The 18,098-nt window shown below is 51.0% G+C and carries 12 protein-coding genes; 9 read left to right on the top strand and 3 right to left on the bottom strand.

Annotated features, from left to right (window positions below; genetic code table 11):
- Nucleotides 1-47: 47 nt before the first annotated feature.
- Entirely contained in the window at nucleotides 48-2,084 is a 2,037-nt protein-coding gene (locus Pan161_RS12965; protein WP_197995856.1) for a prolyl oligopeptidase family serine peptidase, read from the bottom strand.
- A gap of 245 nt (nucleotides 2,085-2,329) precedes the next feature.
- Between Pan161_RS12965 and Pan161_RS12960 the strand changes: the two genes are divergently transcribed.
- The 9 genes from Pan161_RS12960 to Pan161_RS12925 all read left to right on the top strand — a co-directional run bounded on the left by Pan161_RS12960 (nucleotide 2,330) and on the right by Pan161_RS12925 (nucleotide 15,222).
- A complete protein-coding gene (locus Pan161_RS12960; RefSeq protein ID WP_145227443.1) occupies nucleotides 2,330-3,037 on the top strand; it encodes a hypothetical protein in 708 nt (235 codons plus the stop codon).
- Between the two features lie 161 nt (nucleotides 3,038-3,198).
- A complete protein-coding gene (locus Pan161_RS30545; protein ID WP_197995855.1) occupies nucleotides 3,199-3,339 on the top strand; it encodes a hypothetical protein in 141 nt (46 codons plus the stop codon).
- Between the two features lie 20 nt (nucleotides 3,340-3,359).
- Nucleotides 3,360-3,764 carry a hypothetical protein gene (locus Pan161_RS12955; RefSeq protein ID WP_145227441.1) on the top strand — a complete coding sequence of 135 codons (405 nt, stop codon included), beginning with the start codon at nucleotides 3,360-3,362 and terminating at the stop codon, nucleotides 3,762-3,764.
- A gap of 377 nt (nucleotides 3,765-4,141) precedes the next feature.
- Nucleotides 4,142-6,190, top strand: coding sequence for a flagellar basal body P-ring protein FlgI (locus tag Pan161_RS12950; protein WP_145227439.1), 2,049 nt, complete (start codon nucleotides 4,142-4,144; stop codon nucleotides 6,188-6,190).
- A 90-nt stretch (nucleotides 6,191-6,280) separates the two neighbouring features.
- On the top strand, nucleotides 6,281-10,174 hold the full coding sequence (gene smc / locus Pan161_RS12945) for a chromosome segregation protein SMC (protein ID WP_145227437.1): 3,894 nt from the start codon (nucleotides 6,281-6,283) through the stop codon (nucleotides 10,172-10,174).
- Nucleotides 10,175-10,231: 57 nt separating this feature from the next.
- Nucleotides 10,232-10,711 (top strand): cyclic pyranopterin monophosphate synthase MoaC, encoded by a 480-nt coding sequence (moaC, locus tag Pan161_RS12940; protein ID WP_145227435.1) that lies wholly within the window; start codon nucleotides 10,232-10,234, stop codon nucleotides 10,709-10,711.
- Nucleotides 10,712-10,969: 258 nt separating this feature from the next.
- Nucleotides 10,970-11,962, top strand: a complete 993-nt coding sequence (locus Pan161_RS12935) for a polyprenyl synthetase family protein (protein ID WP_145227433.1) — start codon at nucleotides 10,970-10,972, stop codon at nucleotides 11,960-11,962.
- 197 nt (nucleotides 11,963-12,159) lie between these two features.
- Complete coding sequence (locus Pan161_RS12930) at nucleotides 12,160-13,902, top strand: ABC transporter permease (protein ID WP_145227419.1); 1,743 nt, start codon at nucleotides 12,160-12,162, stop codon at nucleotides 13,900-13,902.
- An 18-nt stretch (nucleotides 13,903-13,920) separates the two neighbouring features.
- The gene (locus tag Pan161_RS12925) at nucleotides 13,921-15,222 is read left to right on the top strand and encodes a CNNM domain-containing protein (protein ID WP_145227417.1); all 1,302 of its coding nucleotides are present in this window, start codon (nucleotides 13,921-13,923) and stop codon (nucleotides 15,220-15,222) included.
- A gap of 49 nt (nucleotides 15,223-15,271) precedes the next feature.
- Here Pan161_RS12925 and Pan161_RS12920 read toward each other — a convergent pair whose 3' ends face one another.
- Together Pan161_RS12920 and Pan161_RS12915 are read right to left on the bottom strand one after the other, a co-directional pair.
- Nucleotides 15,272-16,318 (bottom strand): GspE/PulE/PilB domain-containing protein, encoded by a 1,047-nt coding sequence (locus Pan161_RS12920; protein ID WP_145227415.1) that lies wholly within the window; start codon nucleotides 16,316-16,318, stop codon nucleotides 15,272-15,274.
- Nucleotides 16,319-16,446: 128 nt separating this feature from the next.
- Nucleotides 16,447-18,030, bottom strand: coding sequence for an Hsp70 family protein (locus Pan161_RS12915; RefSeq protein WP_145227413.1), 1,584 nt, complete (start codon nucleotides 18,028-18,030; stop codon nucleotides 16,447-16,449).
- Nucleotides 18,031-18,098 lie beyond the last annotated feature (68 nt).

Here is an 18,098-nt window from a genome sequence, read left to right as displayed (position 1 = left end):
TCGATTTATAATGATTACAAGGCATAAGGCCTCGAACCGGAAGCACTTTATTTTAAACGCCAGAATTCATCAAAGAAATTCGCATCGACGACTTTTCCCGGATATTGACTACCCGCGGGAGTTCGCAAATCGATAATGGCCCAGTCGGGCAGCATCGGTACCTGCCGGGCATTATTCAGATAGGCGTATTCACGATAAGTAAATCCGCTGTTGAGCACCACATATTTCTCAGGATTCAACGGATTCGGGAAGATCAGCACCGGTGCATGGTGATCCGTCGGGTATTGCTTGTCGCCCACAATGATCGCATCGGCGGTCCATCGGATCGGTAACTGATCGGCGATCTTTTTAATGAACTGGTTACTCTGGGGATCACCCCACAGTACGAGGTTACTGGAAGCGATCTCTTTATCGGTGATCTCGGCATCTTTCATCACACGCGCATCGCCACGAAACTGCTGACGCCAGTGCACGACCGCATGCTGCATCTCGGACTTGACCCACTTATCAACAGTCGGTGAGGCACACGTTCCCGAGGGAGAGACGAAGAGAAACGAATCCATAAAGGCATCGTCAATCGGGCCTTGCAGATTATGTTTCTTCACCAGCTGTCCGGGTTCGTAAGTGGCAGGCCCCACCTGCCAGCCGTCACCCGATTTGTGAAATGAGACTTCCCAGGAACGGTCTGACTTGGGGCGGGGGGCTCCCAGTTTTTTTCCATCTACCTGCACAGTCACTGGTCGTGTCATATCCAGAGGCGATTCACCGGCTGCCATTTTCAGGGTGAAGGCGGTCACGTTTTCCGTTTTGACCTCAACGCGATTCCCGCTCAGCAGCCGGGCGTCGATGTGGGCCTGTTTCCATTCTTCCTGCATCGCATCCAGCGTGACCCACGCCATGCGGTTGTATTTCAGCGTATAGGCGACCAGGTGGATGGTTGCTGGCACGCGTTGTCGACCGACCCGCGCCAACGAATCCATTTTCTCCTCGATGATGACTTTGGAGTCCGGGTGAATTTTATGCGCGGTGTCAGGTCCGATGATGTGCACCATGTCAATGCCCACTTTTTGCAGCGCCAGTTCCATCACATCGGCGGCCTGCTTCTGGCGATCAATTTCCCCACTGTAGGCGACCGTGGGACATTGAAACAGATTGAGAGCATAGCCGGGACAGTCATACATCTGCCATAATTTCTTTTCGTACCAGGTTGGTTTCAGTTGTTCATCCTGGAAGACCTTGAGAAACAGCGGTGTTTCCGAGAAGCCGGCTCCCGGATTAGCGGCGAACCAGCGGTCGGCATAATGCACTGCGAACTGCCAGCAGGCAGCGCCTCCCATGGAAAAGCCGCGAACAGAAACACGATCATCGTCGATGCGGTAGTTTTGCTTTGTCGCTTCCAGCGCTTCGAGTACATCAATTTCACCAGCAAATTTGAACGCATTGGAATAACGGCCATAAGGATGCAGCACGATGGTATCCGCGGGCGTGTACTGCCCACGGGACCGCTGCTGCTGATTAATGAAATTGACTTCGCTCAAACGTTCTCCCCGCCCATGAAACCAGAGATCGCAGCGGTAGTCGCTCTTACCTGAAAACGTATAGTTATCGGGGATGACCAGTCCATAGGGCTGTACGGTCTGGTCAATCTTGGAAATATAGCCGCGGACGACCAGACCTGTCTGACGCGTCCAGGGGGCTTCCCCTTTCAACAACTGGTCGGCGCGTTCCTGTCCCTGTTTTAGCAGATTCAGCCCCGTTCCGATTTCCCGTTCGTGAAAGAACTCCTGATATTCGAGAGCACACCGGACTGCGCGATGATAAATTTCCACATCGGGAATTAACGCTTTGATCCGGGTGTCTTTACTTTTTTTAAGTTGGTCCAGTGAGGCTTTGAGTTTCGACAGTCCCTGTTCCAGTTGCTGTTTTTGTGCCGTAGGAACTTCGACTCCCAGGCCGGGGATGCGGCGAACCTGATCCGGCTTGTTATCAGCTGGACCATCAGCGTGTGCCACTGATGTGATGCAGAGCACAGCGCACAACGCCGGGAATGTAATTTTAACAATGCATTTTTGTAGAAAAAACATGAGCAGATTCTCACAGAAACAAGGAATGGTGTAACTTCTTAAACTGTCGTGACTAAGCTTGCTCTTTATATCATGTCGGATAGCGTGGCATTTGAAAACTGTGACGCTCAAGATAATCCCCGATCGTACAAAGAGACCTGATCCGTCGCAATTGGCATGGACGATCGAAAATCTGTCTGTTAGAACACCAGCGCAGCCTGCCCCGGCCTCTAACAAACTTTTCATACAGTCCGTGGAGACAAACCATGTGTAACAATGTTTTCTCAGCGTGTTTGAGTATGCTGTTCCTGCTTCTCCTGACACTGTCCGGTCGGGCAGAAGATTCCAGTACGAAATCTGACCCACCACACGAAGTGCATACCCTGCAGATCCAAGGCATGGAGCTCAGGGGAGAGGAAATCGACTACAAGATTCAGCAGGATGGTAGGCATCAAATCAGCTTGCGCGGTCAGGCGGAAATGCGAATTGGTGTGCTCGCAGTTGAGGCCGATTTCATTCAGGCAGGCTATACGAGTACGAAGGATCTGGTTCTCGATCTGAAAGGGCAGGTCAGTATTGTCAGTCCGCTTTCTCAACTGCGTGCCAGATCAGCGGAAGCCATGTTTGATCTTGGTGCCAAATCGCTTTCACTCAAAGGAAGTGAAAAGGAACCCGCGCAGTTGACTCGATATATCAGCTCAAAAGTAACTCAGTTAGACGCCCCGGAGATTCAAATAAAACTGTCACAAACGGATGCCATGTTGATCAAATCGCAGGGACCGGTTGAAATCTCAGAGCGGAAACGAACCCCGGCAGATGATTTCCCGGTCCTTCAGGCAGTCAGTCACGATCTCCTCCCCAGTACGCCGTTTCCTTCTCTTGAACTTCCAGCAGCGCAGTTTACTCCTGTGCGGAGCAATTCATTAACTGCTCCAATACAAGAGTATCCGAGAAACAACCAGCTGAAAAACTGAATAGCTCCCGTCTTCAGGTCTGTGAAAGTCACAACTAGATCGCGTTACGTTTAACCATAGCGTCTCTCAATCTAATATACTCGGTCCAAATGGACCTGGGAACGCTACAGTAAAACTGGACACAGTCTAGCCATTTTGAAAATCAGAAACGGAGTTCAAAAATGATAACCAGAATTGTTGCCTTGCTGCTGTGTATGATCGGAATCACCGACCTTTGTCTGGCTGATGGTTTTGTTCCCGGTCGCAAGTATTTTGTGAATAACAGTTATACGCCGCGCCCTGTGCCACCGATTCTGATCTGAAACTCGACCTGAGAGGAAATGTGAAAATTATCAGCAGTGCCGATCTGATCAATGCGACTGCTGATGAAGCCCATTTCGATTTTGGGACGAAGGCAATGAATCTGAAGGGAACGGAAAAGGATGTGGTCAAACTGATTCGCGGTGTCGGCTCCCGGAATACCCAGATTGAAGCCACCGAAATTCAGGTTCTATTTAAAGACCAGAATGGCATGGAACTGAAAACACTGGGGGTAGCGACCTTTACCGAAACGAAAGCTGCTCAGTCCAATCCGTTCTCGTTTCCCGGTTCTCGTAAAAAGAACCAGTATCAGCCGTTTTCTACGGATGATCAGTTTGGACCTGCAAGTTTTGGATCTCCCAAATCGAAAAAGAAACCGGCTGGCAAGGTGTTTCAGGATAATACGATACCGTTTTCAGGATCATAATCATTCACTGATTCGTAAATCAGCGTGATCAAATCAGATACGGTCTATCTCAGTATGAAATGCTCCTTTCGGAACCTGCCGGCAGTGTGACTGCCGGCAGGTGAAAAAATCGGTATTGACCCCATTTGCCGATTGCAATAAGCTCCCGATCTCCACAAATCTCTCTCAATTCAAATCTCAATTTCTCTTCAGGTTTTCTGCTGTGTCGATTCCGGCACTGTTTGATCACTCAAGACACAATTCAGTTAAATTAACTGAACTCAGTCAGGTTGTAGACTTATGCCTGTCTGCTTGAGAATCAACGTCTGTCCGGAAGCGCATACAGTGGCAAAACAACCATTCTGAAAAGACTATTTTCTCACAAACGGGGTCGTACTGTGAAGAACACTGTCAATTTATTAATCGTCGTGATCATTGTCGCTGCCGGTTTTACGGGCTGTCAGAAACTCAATCTGAATCCGGAGAGCTGGTTGAAGTCGGCCAGTATGCGTTCACAAAGTCCGGATGAAGACGACGATACGTCGGAAATTGAGAAGTTTGAGACCAAGGTCGAAACCCCCTTCATTGGTGAATACACTCAGATTACCGGTAAGAACCTGATCGCGCTGCAAGGCGTGGGTCTGGTGACGGGACTGAACGGGACTGGCGGCAACCCGCCTCCTTCGGTTCACCGTGAAGCTTTATTGCGGGAGATGCGTCGCCGCAATGTCAAAAATCCGAACCAGATTCTGCGCAGTCCTTCGACGGCGCTGGTGATTGTCAAAGCCTATCTGCCGCCACTGATCCGCAAAGGGGAGACCTTCGATGTGGAAGTTTACCTGCCCGGTAACAGTGAAGCGACCAGCCTCGAAGGGGGCTGGCTGATGGAATCGTATCTGGCCGAACAGGCGATGATCCAGGGACGTGGACTGTTGAAAGGTCATATCCTGGCGAAAGCTGAGGGCTCGATTCTGATTCCTCCCATGTCGGACGAAGACCGGAAAAAGGGGGTCTCCGGACTCCTGCGTCGTGGACGCATTCTGGCTGGGGGAATTTCGGTTGCAGAAGATCGTGACCTGGCCTTATACCTGCGTAATGATTTCAAAAGTATTCGAAATGCACAGCGTATTGCCAATCGTATCGGCACCCGCTTCCATCACTTCGATAAATACGGGATCGAAGAACCACTGGCCGAAGCCAAAACAGATAAAAAAGTGGTACTCAAGTTGAAGCCACGCTATAAACATAACGATTCACGCTACCTGCAGGTGGTCCGCTATATTGCCTTCCGGGAAACCGATGTGGCACAACGGGTGCGCATGCAGAAACTCACAGAAGAAATTATGATTCCGGAAAAAGCGGAACGGGCCTCCATTGAACTGGAGGCGATCGGGAAAAAATCGATTCCGATTCTGAAATCGGCGTTGAAGAATCCACTGCTCGAAGTACGCTTCCATGCGGCGGTCGCGCTGGCTTACCTGGATGATGGTTCCGGTATCAAGGATCTGGCAGAAGCCGCCCGCGAAGAACCGGCGTTCCGCGTGTACGCTCTGGCTGCCATGTCGGCCCTCGATGAACCAGAGGCTCATCTGCATTTGCGGGAACTGATGTGTATGACCAGTGCCGAAACCCGCTACGGTGCCTTCCGCGCACTGTGGACACTGGATAAAAACGATCCCTTTATTCGTGGCGAAAATATGAATAACCAGTTTCTGCTGCACGTGCTGCAGACGGAACTGGAGACCGTGACGACTCACGATCCGAATAAGAAACCAGGGGGACCCAAAAATGGTGGCCCGATGATTCATGTTACTCACCGTAAACACCCGGAAGTGGTACTGTTTGGTTCCGAACAGGAATTCCGAGTGCCGCTCACCGTTCGCGCCGGCAAAGTATTGATCACGGGAGCGCCTGGTGTCGAACAGCTGACAGTCAGTAAATACGAAGTGGGTGAACCCGATCAGCGTAAACTGGTCTCCAAAAATATTGCGGTCGTCATTCGGACCGCAGTGGATATGGGAGCCAGCTATCCCGACATTGCACAAATGATATTGCAGGCACACCAGCAGGGCAATATCGAAGGTCAGGTGGAGATCGATGCCTTACCTGAAGGGGGACGCATGTATTATCGCCCGGTTCACGACGATTCTCTCCTGGCATTGAAGTCGGGTGAAATGAAATCCTCCAAACCGAAACCGAAGAAGGGATCGCGGGTTGGTAATCAGAATATGGTCCCCAACATCTTCACAACAGGTGCTCCCCATACCAGTTCTTCCAGGAGATCTGAAAACGAGAATGAAGAACCTGACTTGGAATCTGCGGATGAGTCAGACAGTAAAGGTAAAGCGACCCTGGTTGATTCACGTAAATCCAAATCAACAGAGGAAGATGATAAGTACGTGAAACAGAGTACCTTCCAGAGTTGGTTCCGCTATTTTTCCAAATAAGATCAATTGGTTAATTTGATTGATTCTGAATGGTGTATCACCATTGCAAGTCAGGCTCCTGTTGTTTGTTTACCCGTGTAAGGTTTAGTGATGCTGAAATCATTGGAACTGTTCGGCTTTAAGAGTTTTGCCGACCGGACCATCTTTGAATTTTCGGATGGCATCACTTGCGTTGTCGGCCCCAACGGGAGTGGCAAGAGTAACGTTGTGGATGGGATCAAATGGGTTCTGGGTGACCAGAGCCCTAAGAGCCTCCGCGGCAAAGACATGACCGATGTGATCTTCAACGGTTCCGCAGGCCGCAAGGCCAACGCGTATGCCGAAGCGACGCTGACCTTCAACAACCGACTTGGCTTCCTGGATATGGATGCAGACGAGGTTCAGATTGGCCGCCGACTCTGGAAAAATGGTGACTCGGAATACCTGCTCAATCGCAATCCGGTCCGTTTGAAAGATATTCGCGATCTGTTTATGGGCACCGGTGCCGCGACCTCAGCTTACAGCATCATCGAACAAGGCCGCGTCGATCAGATCCTGCAGGCCAACGCTGCCACCCGGCGGGTCGTATTTGAAGAAGCCGCGGGAATCAGCCGCTATAAGTCCAGAAAAGTCGATGCGGAACGAAAACTCGAACGCGTCGGCCAGAACACTCAGCGTTTGACCGACATCGTCGATGAAGTCGAAGCACAGCTGAATTCCACACGCAGCCAGGCTTCGAAAGCAGCCAAATATCGGGAAGTTTCTACCGAGTTGCGCAAACTATGGATGGGGATGGCAGCCGATGACTGGCGGCATCTGACTTCGCAGCAGTCCACTCTGAAAGACAAAATCAGCCAGTACCAGCAACGCATTGAAGAGCTGAATGCCGACTACCAGACTTACGAAGAGAAACTGTCGGCTATCGATGCAGAAGTCTCTGAATTTGATGACCAGTTACGAGCCGTCGAGAAAAAACTGTCTTCACACCGTGAAGGGATAGCAGGAAATCAGACCGCGATAGAACATCAGCTTGAACGGAAACAGGAATTCGAAACGGAAATTATCCGGTTACGAAAACAGCGAATCCTGATGGCCCGACGCACTTCAGAAATTCAAAAAGATCTGGAGGCTGTCACTCAGGAAAAAATCAACTCGGAAGCCGGTTTTCAGGAACAGCGTCAGCAGCTGGAAGAGACGCGCGCCAGAATTACTGCGGTCACTGCTGAACTGGATCAGACCAGCGAACAGATTCAACAGAAGCAGCAGCAGGTGCACGAGCTGAACAAGACATCCCTGACGCTTGATAACCGTGTGTTTTCGATGCAGACCCAACTGGAAACCTACAGCAGTTCCATTGGAAAGGCAAACGAGAAACGACTTCAACTTGAGGCGAAAGTCGACGATGCGCAGGCTGTTGTCGAAGCCTGTGAAGAACGTTTTCGTTCCGCCGGCGAACGGGTTGCGGAATTTGCGCAAAGCCTGTCAGACGTCGATGAAAAGCAACAGACACTCCTCAGCGAGCAGGATCAGAAAACACAGCAGTTGTCTGAACTGCGGGAAAGACGCAGTGCTTACCAGGCACGGAAAAGCGTTCTCGAAGATCTCGAACGGCGGCAGGAAGGGATCAGTATCGGGGTGAAGGAGATCCTGAATCGGGCGCAGACGTCGCAGTATTCTCCCTGGAATACCATCATCGGCAGTGTGGCGGATCTGCTGGATGTCGATCTGGAACAGGCTGCGCTGCTGGAAGTGGCGTTAGGAATTCGCTCCCAATTGCTGGTGATCAGTGAATTTGAGCCTCTCTATGAATTTCTGAAAGAGGGTAAATACTCCATCTCAGGCCGGGTTGGTTTTATTACCCGACCGACTTCACAGGCCGAACAGCCTGCGACAATCCAGGGATTCACTCTTGAAGGTCAGGCAGCCGATCCAGCGGACTTTACGACTGAGCAAGCGGCTGAAGTTCTGGATCTGTCTGCAGAACGTGGCGTTGTCTATCGAGCCGATCAACTGGTGAAACCGAATTCAGAAAATCAACTGCTGGCACAAATGCTGCTGGCGGATACCTGGATTGTGGATTCGCTGGAGACGGCCGTCAATCTGTCAAAAGGGGCTGGCAAAAAATGTCGTTTTGTTACCCTGCAGGGAGAACTGGTTGAAGAAAATCAGTCGATCTTTGTGGGTGCCATCGGCGGTGAATCTGCCATCTTCACCCGTCGCAGCGAATTGCGAAAACTCAAAAATGATCTGATTCGTATCGACCGGACCTTGAGCGATAACGAAACCGCTCTGGAAAGACTGGATGCGCTGCTGTCCACCGTAGACGAAGAACGGATTGCCTGTCAAAGTCAGATGCAGGAGGCTTCCGAGGCGCTTTCCATCGAAAAAGCAGCGAAGGTTGCCGCCGAGCAGAAGCGGGAGCAGTGGGATGAAGAATGGACGACTATCAAAAACGATCTGCTTGATCTGGAGCGTCAATCTCAAAAGCTGCAGACTGAAATGGAAACTGTTTTAACAGAAAAGCAGGAAACAGAAGCGAGACTGCAGTCATTGAATACACTGATTCAAGAGGACGAGTCAGTCCTGTTGAATCAGCAGTGTCAAGTCCAGGAACTGAAGGAGCAGCAGAATGCCCGCAAGCTGGAACTGGCGACGCACGAAGAACGCCTGGCGGGACTGAATCAGCGTTGCGACCGGCTTAAGCAGGATTTTGAACAGCGTCAGCAGCAGCAGGAAGAATCCAATCGTCGTTATGAACTGTCGCTGGAAAAAAATTCGCAGATTAAACTGCATATCCTCAATACGCGCGCGGTGCTGGATGAACAATATTTAATTCAGGAGACCCTGCTCGCATCCACCTCCAGTCTGACAGCCACCCGTGATCAGAAGCGACAGCTCAAGAAGCAGTTCAGCTCCGAAGAGGCGGCACTACGCAAAGAACGTCGCGAATTAAGCGAACAAAAACACGAAGTAGAATTCAAAACCCGCGATATCGATCACCAGATCAGTACTCTGGCGGAAAGGATCGAAGAGGAATACCAGCTTACGCTGGAGGAAATCGTTTCTTCAGGGGAATCTGTTCTCAAACAGCATCTGGAAGAGCAGGCACAATACGAGGAAGAAGAGGCGGCTACTGCAGAAGAAACTGAGCAGGATACTGAGCTGGCAGACTCACCTGACCAGGTTGAAGTCGGTTCCGAAAGTGAGGACGCGCCGGAATTCGTGGAAATCGAACTGGTCGAAACTGAGGGGGCGTCGGCCGAACCTGGCTTTAATGTCGAATTGTATCTGGAAATTCGTCCGGAGATTGAAGCACAGGTCAATCGCTTGAGGCGGAAGATCAAGATGATGGGCAGTATTAACTCAGACAGTCTGAACGATCTGGATGAACTGGAATGCCGCTTCGAGTATATGAAATCGCAGTTGGATGATTTGAATGAAGCCAAGTCATCACTGGAAGAAATCATCCGCCGAATTAATGTGGAGAGCCGCCGCCTGTTTCATGATACATTTGAAGTCATTCGAGGACATTTTCAGGAAATCTTCCGCAAGCTGTTTGGCGGAGGTGAAGCGGACATCATTCTGGAAGACCCGGATGATGTGCTGGAATGTGGTATCGAAATCGTCGCCCGGCCTCCCGGAAAAGAACTCCGCGGTCTGACCTTATTAAGTGGTGGAGAAAAAACATTAACTGCCGTCGCGTTGCTGATGTCCATTTTTCGCAGCCGTCCCAGTCCATTCTGTATTCTGGACGAAGTGGATGCGGCTTTGGATGAAGCCAACGTAGAACGCTATGCCGGCCTGATTGACGATTTCAAAGACACGACCCAGTTCATTATGATCACACATAATAAACGATCGATGACTGTTGGCAATGTCTTGTATGGCGTTACAATGGAACAGTCAGGGGTCTCCAAACGGATGTCTGTCCGCTTTGATGACATCAGTGAAGACGGGAACTTCAAACAGTCTGCGACTGCCGATGATGCCTCCGAGGCTGCCTGATCGTTGCGGATTTGTCTGCCCGGATCCGCTGTTTGCCAGGATTCCAGAGAGGTTCCAATGTCTGATTTGACCCATTTTGATGAAGAAGGCGCCAGCCGCATGGTTGACGTGGGGGACAAAGCGGTGACCGCGCGCATCGCCGTCGCCGAATCCTTCGTGAGCATGCTGCCTCACACACAAAAACTGATTCTGGATCGCCAGATTTCCAAAGGTGACGTCCTGGAAATCGCCCGGATCGCAGGCATTATGGCGACGAAAAAAACAGCCGACCTGATCCCGCTCTGCCATCCGTTGAGTATTACCAGTGTCCGCCTGGATTTTGAAGTCCCGAATGAGACGTTAATTCGCATTCTGGGGACGGTGAAAGTGGACGGCAAAACCGGGGTGGAAATGGAAGCACTGACAGCCGTCAGTATCGCCGCCCTCACGATTTATGATATGTGCAAAGCCGCTGATCGTGGTATGACTCTCGGCCCGACCCGGCTCGTGGAAAAATCAGGTGGAAAGAGCGGTCATTTTATCAGGGAGACTTATTGATTCTCCCCGTCCTTTCTGAGAGTTTCGCAATATTTCCAGCAGGCGAACCGGATAATCTTACCCAGCAGACGGGAAACTCTGATTTCAACCCCCGAAATCCAACACCGGCCCCTGTTTGCATTCCTATCTGCAGATAGAATGCTTACAATGGCTGCGAATAGTGAGCTGGGTTCTGGGTCACATATGTTCTGTATCTGTGGAATAACCGACCGCCAGACGAAAACTGGATAAACGATTCGATATTGTGGTGAGGCTGTAATGGGGGACCATCTTACGACACATGACCTGTTGGCACGTGTCGAAGAGTTAATTGGCGGTGAGCTGGAACAGGCAGAACGAGTCTTCTTGAGCGAAGTCAGCTCGAAGCATCCTTATGTGCATGATGTTCTGCAGCATATTACCCGGTTTCAAGGCAAACGACTGCGTCCGATTCTGTTACTGCTGTCCGCAGCAGCATCCGGGGGAATAAACGAAAGCCACTATGTATTGGCGTCCGTCGTGGAAATGATCCATCTGGCGACGCTCGTGCATGATGACGTGCTGGATGATGCCCTCATCCGCCGCCATGTCGCGACGGTCAACTCCCGCTGGAATAATGAGACCAGTGTGCTGGTAGGCGACTTCCTGTTCACACATGCGTTTCATCTGACAGCCAGCCTTGGTGATGCCCGTGCCTGTCGACTGATTGGTCGCGCGACGAACCTGGTCTGTGAAGGCGAACTGGCTCAGATTTACGAACGGGGAAATCACGAACTATCTGAAGAACAATATCTGCAGATCATTAATGGAAAAACGGCTGAGCTGTGCGCCATCAGCACCCAGTTGGGAGCCTTGTATGCCAGTGCGGATGAGAGCGTCGTCGAGGCCATGGATGAATATGGTCGTGCACTCGGGGTCGCATTTCAGATTACAGACGATCTGCTGGACCTGCTGGGCGATGAAGAGCAGATGGGAAAATCACTGGGGTCAGATCTGCAAAAAGAAAAACTGACATTGCCTCTGATTCGACTGCTGGATCAATGCAGCCCGGAAGATGGCGCTGCGATTCAGGAAATTCTGTCTCAACCAGATCCGAACACCAAACAGCGACTTGCACAGTATATCAAAAACAGTGATGCGATTGATTACGCCGGTAACCGGGCCCGGGAGTTTGCGAAACAGGCCCGAGACTCGCTCCAGAACTGTCCCGCTTCTCCGGCTCGACTGATACTGGAGGAGCTGACAGAATTTGCTATTCAGAGAACGATTTAGAGCGTATGACAATTAACCATGGCGTCACGGGATCTGATATACTCGGTCCTAATGCCCCGGGAGACGCTACAGTAAAACGGGCACAGTCTAATATTATAGTGAAAGCAACAGATTATCAGGGTGCACGTATCGGTCGTGAGGAGAGGGGTGTCTCTGATTGACTGCTGTCACCTGTCGGATAAAGAGGCCAGAGAGCATTGTTTAACAATCCTATTTTTATTCGGGAAGCGTTGACTTCTCCCCGTCAGCTGAACCATTACCTGATTCGTTCGGGTTATGTAGCCGCGGTCTTCATTCTGATCTTCACTGCCGGACAGACGATCCTGGGCACACAACAGATCCAGTCAACGACGATCGGTGAATTTGCCCGGCTGGGAAATCTGATCTTTCAGATGATCGCTTTTCTGCAGTTATTGCTGGTTCTGTTTTTCACACTCCTGTTTTCTGCCAGCAGTATTGCACAGGAAAAAGACCGTGGGACGTTGATTCTGCTGTTGATGACCGAGCTGAAAGACCGTGAACTGGTCAGTGGGAAAACCCAGTCCAGCCTGTTAATCGTCTATGTCTTGCTGGCATCATCGATTCCGGTCTGTGTATTTCTGCGTCTGTTGGGGGGCATCGAACTCTCACAGATTTTCTGGATGGAACTGTTATGTCTGATTACGGTTTTCGCAACGGGCAGTTGGGCCGCTTTAGTGGCTTTCTGGAGGGAGAAAACATTTCAGACGCTGGCGATCAGTGTGCTGGGAATGGTTGTCTTTCTGGGCGTGGTGGAACTCATTGTGAATCTGATGCCCGCTGGTTCCAGCCTGCGTCCCTGGATTGCCGGCCTGAACCCGTTTCGATCACTATATGAAATTCTCAACCCGCTAACTTTACATACGGGGCTGGATCCGATTACCGTCAGTGCCTGGCCTTCCCTGATCAGTCTGTTTGTATTGGGAATCGCTTTGAAAGCATTTACCGTGCTCAGGCTGCGAGTCTGGAACCCTTCCCGTTCGGTTTATCAATCCACCGCCAAAACCGAAAATGAGACGGTGATTGTTAAAGAAAAATCTCGTGTGATCTGGTCAAACCCTGTGATCTGGCGCGAGATTATGACTAAGGCATACGGGCGAAAAGTGTTCGTGATCAAGCTGGCGTATTTTCTGCTGGCTGGTTTTACGCTCTGGTCGGCGGTGAGTTCAGAAGCCGTCGCGCAAGGCGTTTTGTACCTGGGAGTGATTCCACCACAGGGACTGGCGTTCGCCGGGATCGCCTGGTTGAGTCTGGTGCTGGCCAATACGCAGGCTGTGACCTCTCTCACGACCGAAAAAGACAGTAAAACACTTGAACTGTTGCTGGTAACAGATATCACTGCCAAAGAATTTGTACTGGGAAAACTGGGGGGGATCTTCTATAACAGTAAAGAGTTGATCCTGATTCCCGTTCTGGTTTTGTTCTACCTGGTCAGCCAGGGAGCATTTTCAACGGAAGGTTTTCTGTGTGCCCTGATCGGCTTTCTGGCCTTGATGATCTTTTCCATCGTGCTGGGTCTGCATATGGGACTCACGTATGACAACAGCCGTTCCGCCATTGGTGCCAGCCTGGGGACCATGTTCTTCCTGTTCGTCGGGATTGGTGTTTTCATGATTCTACTTGTACAGGCCCGCTCTTCATTTGCCCTGCAGCTCCAGAGCTTCCTGGTTTTTATTATCGTGGGCAGCGCGGCCCTGCATTCAGCGCTCACACACCGAAATCCGTCGCGGGCACTGGCTATCTCAGCCTGGATGCTTCCGTTTTTGACGTTTTATGCCATTACTTCGTTTCTGCTGGGGGGAACCCTGGGAGTTCTCGTTACCATTCTGTTTGCCTATGGGCTTCCCGTTCTTTCCATGTATATTCCGGCAGTATCTGAATTTGATGTTGCCTTGGGAAAAACCACTTATGATAAAGGGTAGAGTGGCTGTTCCTGATTCATGATGATCGCATTAATAGATACCGTCGCAATTTGGTTTCCAGGATCACTGGCGTTACTCGCTTTGATTTTTGCTTCCGGGTTCTTTTCAGGCAGTGAGACTGCGATTTTTTATCTGTCGCGGAGCGAACTGAGACAGTTCAGTAAAGGCAAACCCAGTGAGCAGATCGTGGCTGCTTTAGCCGCGGATGCCGACCGTCTGCTGACAGCAGTCCTGTTCTGGAACCTGCTGATCAACCTGAGTTATTTTGCCGTCGCCGGAGTGATTGCCAGGCGACTGGCCGATCAGGGGATGACAGCAGCAGCCGGGATTTTCACCGTAGGCAGTCTGCTGGCGATTATTCTGTTTGGCGAAGTGCTGCCTAAGAGCCTCTCGATTGTGTTTCGCAAAAAAATTGCAATCCTGGTCAGCTGGCCTCTGGCTGCTTCTGTCCGGCTGCTGGATCCCGTGATCCCGTTACTGCAGAATATCAGCCGCCTGATGCGACGCACCTTCTGGCCACACATCCAGAAAGAATCCTACCTGCATTCCGAAGACCTGGAACGCGCCGTTGATGCTTCAGGCTCCAGTGAAGAAGTCATCCGCCATGAACGACAGATCCTGCATAATATTCTGGATCTGTCGGAGATGCTGGTCGAAGAAGCGATGCGTCCCCGCGGAACTTATCTCACGTTCAACATGCCCGTGCAACTGGAAGACCTTACAAAAATTACTCCCAACACGGATTACATCATTTTAAGAAAGCGGGATACCGAATCCGATGAGATCGAGCGCATTATCTCGCTCACGGAACTCTCGTCGTTTTCAGAAAAAATGCTGAATCAGAAATCGAAGCGTGTGATTCATGTACCCTGGTGTGCGAACCTGTCGGACGTGTACTCTCGCTTTCAGGCAGAAGACTGCTACTTTGCCTCTGTTGTAGATGAATACGGCGAAACCATCGGTATCGTTTCTCACGACGATATCATTGATACGCTACTCTCTCCTGAACCCAGCCGGGCCAAGCGAATTCTCCGCAGGGAACCGGTACGCGAAGTGGCCCCGGGCGTGTATCATGTCGAGGGGATTACGACGCTGCGGTATCTGTGTCGTAAGTTGCAGCAGGATTATGAAATCGCCGATGATGGACTTTTGACTGTGGCAGGGATGTTCCACGAAAAACTGGAACATATCCCGGAAGTCGGCGAGATCTGTGACTGGCTGGGTTTTGAACTTGAAGTAATCGAAGTCCGCAAGCTCGGGCATCTGATCGCCGAGCTTCGGGAAAAAACGCCCGTCGATGAGACACCGGAAGCAGAATAAAACCGGCCTGAATGAAGACTGTCGGCAGGTTGGTTGCCGCCGGGGGAATCTACTTCTTCCACATCCCGGTCATCAGGTAGATCGCAATTAACGGTGTCACAAGTGTCGTCAGCATGAAATGCCACGGCCAGGTCTGGGGGAACACATAATTCTTGAGGAGGAACTGATCGATCAGGATCGCCCCGCAGAAAGTCCAGCCGCAAACGATGAAGGCCAGCATTTTTTTCTCTTTCAATTCTTCAGCAGTCAGCTGGTTCCCACCCCGCTGCGGTTTCTTTTTTTCTACCTTTTTTACTGGCTTGGCTGGTTTGGCTGCTTTTTTGGACCTGGAGTCCGTGGCAGCTTCTTCTGCGGCTGGCTCTTCGTCGTCCTGCTCCTCAGCAGCCGCATAGTATTTTACGATTCCGGTATTAATGGAGCGGGGCATGGCCAGGACCCAGCGGGAAGGAACCTGATATCGCATCCGCAGGTCATCTTCCAGTTCATGGGTTGGCTGGTCTGCACACGCGACAAGCAGCATATCATCGTCGATGAAAAGGGGGAGAATGGTATTTCGCTTGGCCATCTGTTCTGGAAGCTGCAGGAGAATACTGTTATCCGGAATTGTTTCTTCGAGATCGATATAAGGCATTCCCTTTGAGCGGGCCATGGCCTGAGTCGCCGTCTCAGCGTCGACAAACCGCATCTGGACGGCGGCATCCCTGGTGGTCAGTCCCCGTTTTTCCGCAAATTCCTTCAGCTCCGCTGCCTGGGCTTTATCGATATGCCCCTGTTCCACCAGGATCTGTTCAACGGATTTGGGTCCGGTATCTTCATCTTCACCGAATTCACGGCCCAGGCTTTCATCATATTCGTGTTTTCGCTCGGGGTCGGTCAGGCAGAGCATGGCTTTGGCCAGCTCATTCAACAGTTCCTGGGATTCATTAGAGTATTTGCCTGAGGCATACTTGCGCACATGGGCATTCAGCTTTTTATAGTGCGCCCTGATTTTTTCTTCATCATCCTCAAATTTGACTAATCGCAGTAAGTCATAATGATGTGGAGGTCGCTCTCCTTCCGGTATACCCAGCCAATCCTTATAGACGTCTATTGCCACCTCAGAGGACTCCTTGCTCTTAGATCAAATTCGAAGTGAAACAGTTTCAGTATGACACGGTCGTTGACGCGATTCAAATCATCCACAGCAGGGAAACAGGAACCGTTTCCCTGCCGGGCATTGAAACATTACTCAACCAGGTAGTCTTTCGCCAGCATTTCAAAGCGATCCACTCCCGCAATGTCCAGACCAGAGTCACGGACAATCTCGGTGGCCGATTCGTTATTACCTGTCAGTTCTCGTGCCGAAGCATGAATTCGACCGTTGGCATCATAACGGTAAGTGACTTCGACAGGAGAGCCTTTGGGAAGATTGGATGGCAAATTCAGAATACGGAAGTCACCGATCGTAGAACAGGCATCAGGATCACTGGCCTCTCCTTCCAGAATGATGACGTGAATCCGCTGCTGGTTATCAGAGGTGGTGACAAACTTCTGACTGACGCTCGCGGGAATCTCTGTATTACGTTTAATCATAATATGATTGATTTTGCGGCTGCGATCGTTGGGGTCTGTAATTTTGACGCCCAGCGAGTGGGAGTTCACATCAGCAGTACTGACGCTCCGCAATCGTTTGATCACCGCCTGTGCCATACGGCTTTCGCCGCCAGTTGCCCGCGCTTCCAGAATGGCGGCATGGATCGCGGCTCCCTGGGCCACTGCTTCTTCGGGGTTCATGGTTCGCGATGGTTCGCGTCCACAGACATTTTTCAGCATTTCTTCGACCACAGGCATCAACGTCGAACCACCGACCAGAACCACATCGTCCAGCTGACCTTTTTCCACACCCGCCTGCTGCATGACCAATTCGGTTGTGTCACGTGTCCGCTGCAAGAGGTCCGCGGTCATGCGTTCGAAATCGCCACGCGTCAAAGCAACCGTCAATGTGTTGCCTTTGTGGTAAATGGAAACGGGAGTTTGTGCTTTCTGGCTTAATTCTCGTTTCGCGTCTTCACACTCCTGCACACAGGTTCGCAGTGTGACGGGATCCTGACGGGGATCACTGCCGAATTTCTTCATGAACTGCTCTGCGACATGATCCACGATACGCTGGCTCCAGTCGAGTCCCCCCAGCATCACATCCCCGTCAGTGGCGAGCACGCGGAATTGTGTGGGAGAATAACGCACAATGGTGACGTCGAAGGTACCACCACCCAGGTCGTACACCAGAATTGTACGCTCGCCATCGGGCATGGCATCGGGGTTCCCCAGCTCATCCCGTTTCCAGGCATAAGCCAGCGTAGCCGCGGTTGGTTCGTTGATAATATCGATGACATTCAAACCAGCGATTCGGCCGGCATCCTGAGTGGCTTTACGACGCACATCGTTGAAGTAATAGGGAACCGTGATCACGGCGTTGGCGATTGGACCGATTTCCTTTTCTGCATCCTGCTTCATCTTTTTCAGAATCAAGGCAGACAGGAATTCTGCGGTCAGTTTCTTTTCCTGATAGACAACGTAAAAGTTGTCATCTCCCATATGGCGTTTGACCGCTTCAATGATGTGAGAAGGATCTTCTTCAATGGCCGTTCTTTCGAAAGAGGGCCCGACGACAACGCGCCCCTCTTCACCCAGCAGAACAACCGACGGAGTAATCGAACGACCATCCGTGTTTTTCAGGGATATGGGCTGACCTTCACTGTCAAGCTGTGCAATTGCTGAATAGGTGGTTCCCAAGTCAACGCCAACAGTATGACCTTCAACAAACTTCATAGTACTACCTTAATTTCGTTATTCATGCAGGTTCATCATGGATCAGGACATTAGAGCGGAATCGAGAG

The organism is Gimesia algae, from assembly GCF_007746795.1.
GTDB classification, from domain to species: domain Bacteria; phylum Planctomycetota; class Planctomycetia; order Planctomycetales; family Planctomycetaceae; genus Gimesia; species Gimesia algae.
This window is presented reverse-complemented; position numbering and strand designations above follow the sequence as displayed.

Excerpts from the sequence above, each read along its gene's own strand:
- Pan161_RS12965 (WP_197995856.1), bottom strand. The coding sequence starts at position 2,084 with ATGTTTTTTCTACAAAAATGCATTGTTAAAATTACATTCCCGGCGTTG.
- Pan161_RS12960 (WP_145227443.1), top strand. The coding sequence starts at position 2,330 with ATGTGTAACAATGTTTTCTCAGCGTGTTTGAGTATGCTGTTCCTGCTT.
- Pan161_RS30545 (WP_197995855.1), top strand. The coding sequence starts at position 3,199 with ATGATAACCAGAATTGTTGCCTTGCTGCTGTGTATGATCGGAATCACC.
- smc (WP_145227437.1), top strand. The coding sequence starts at position 6,281 with ATGCTGAAATCATTGGAACTGTTCGGCTTTAAGAGTTTTGCCGACCGG.
- moaC (WP_145227435.1), top strand. The coding sequence starts at position 10,232 with ATGTCTGATTTGACCCATTTTGATGAAGAAGGCGCCAGCCGCATGGTT.
- Pan161_RS12935 (WP_145227433.1), top strand. The coding sequence starts at position 10,970 with ATGGGGGACCATCTTACGACACATGACCTGTTGGCACGTGTCGAAGAG.
- Pan161_RS12925 (WP_145227417.1), top strand. The coding sequence starts at position 13,921 with ATGATGATCGCATTAATAGATACCGTCGCAATTTGGTTTCCAGGATCA.
- Pan161_RS12915 (WP_145227413.1), bottom strand. The coding sequence starts at position 18,030 with ATGAAGTTTGTTGAAGGTCATACTGTTGGCGTTGACTTGGGAACCACC.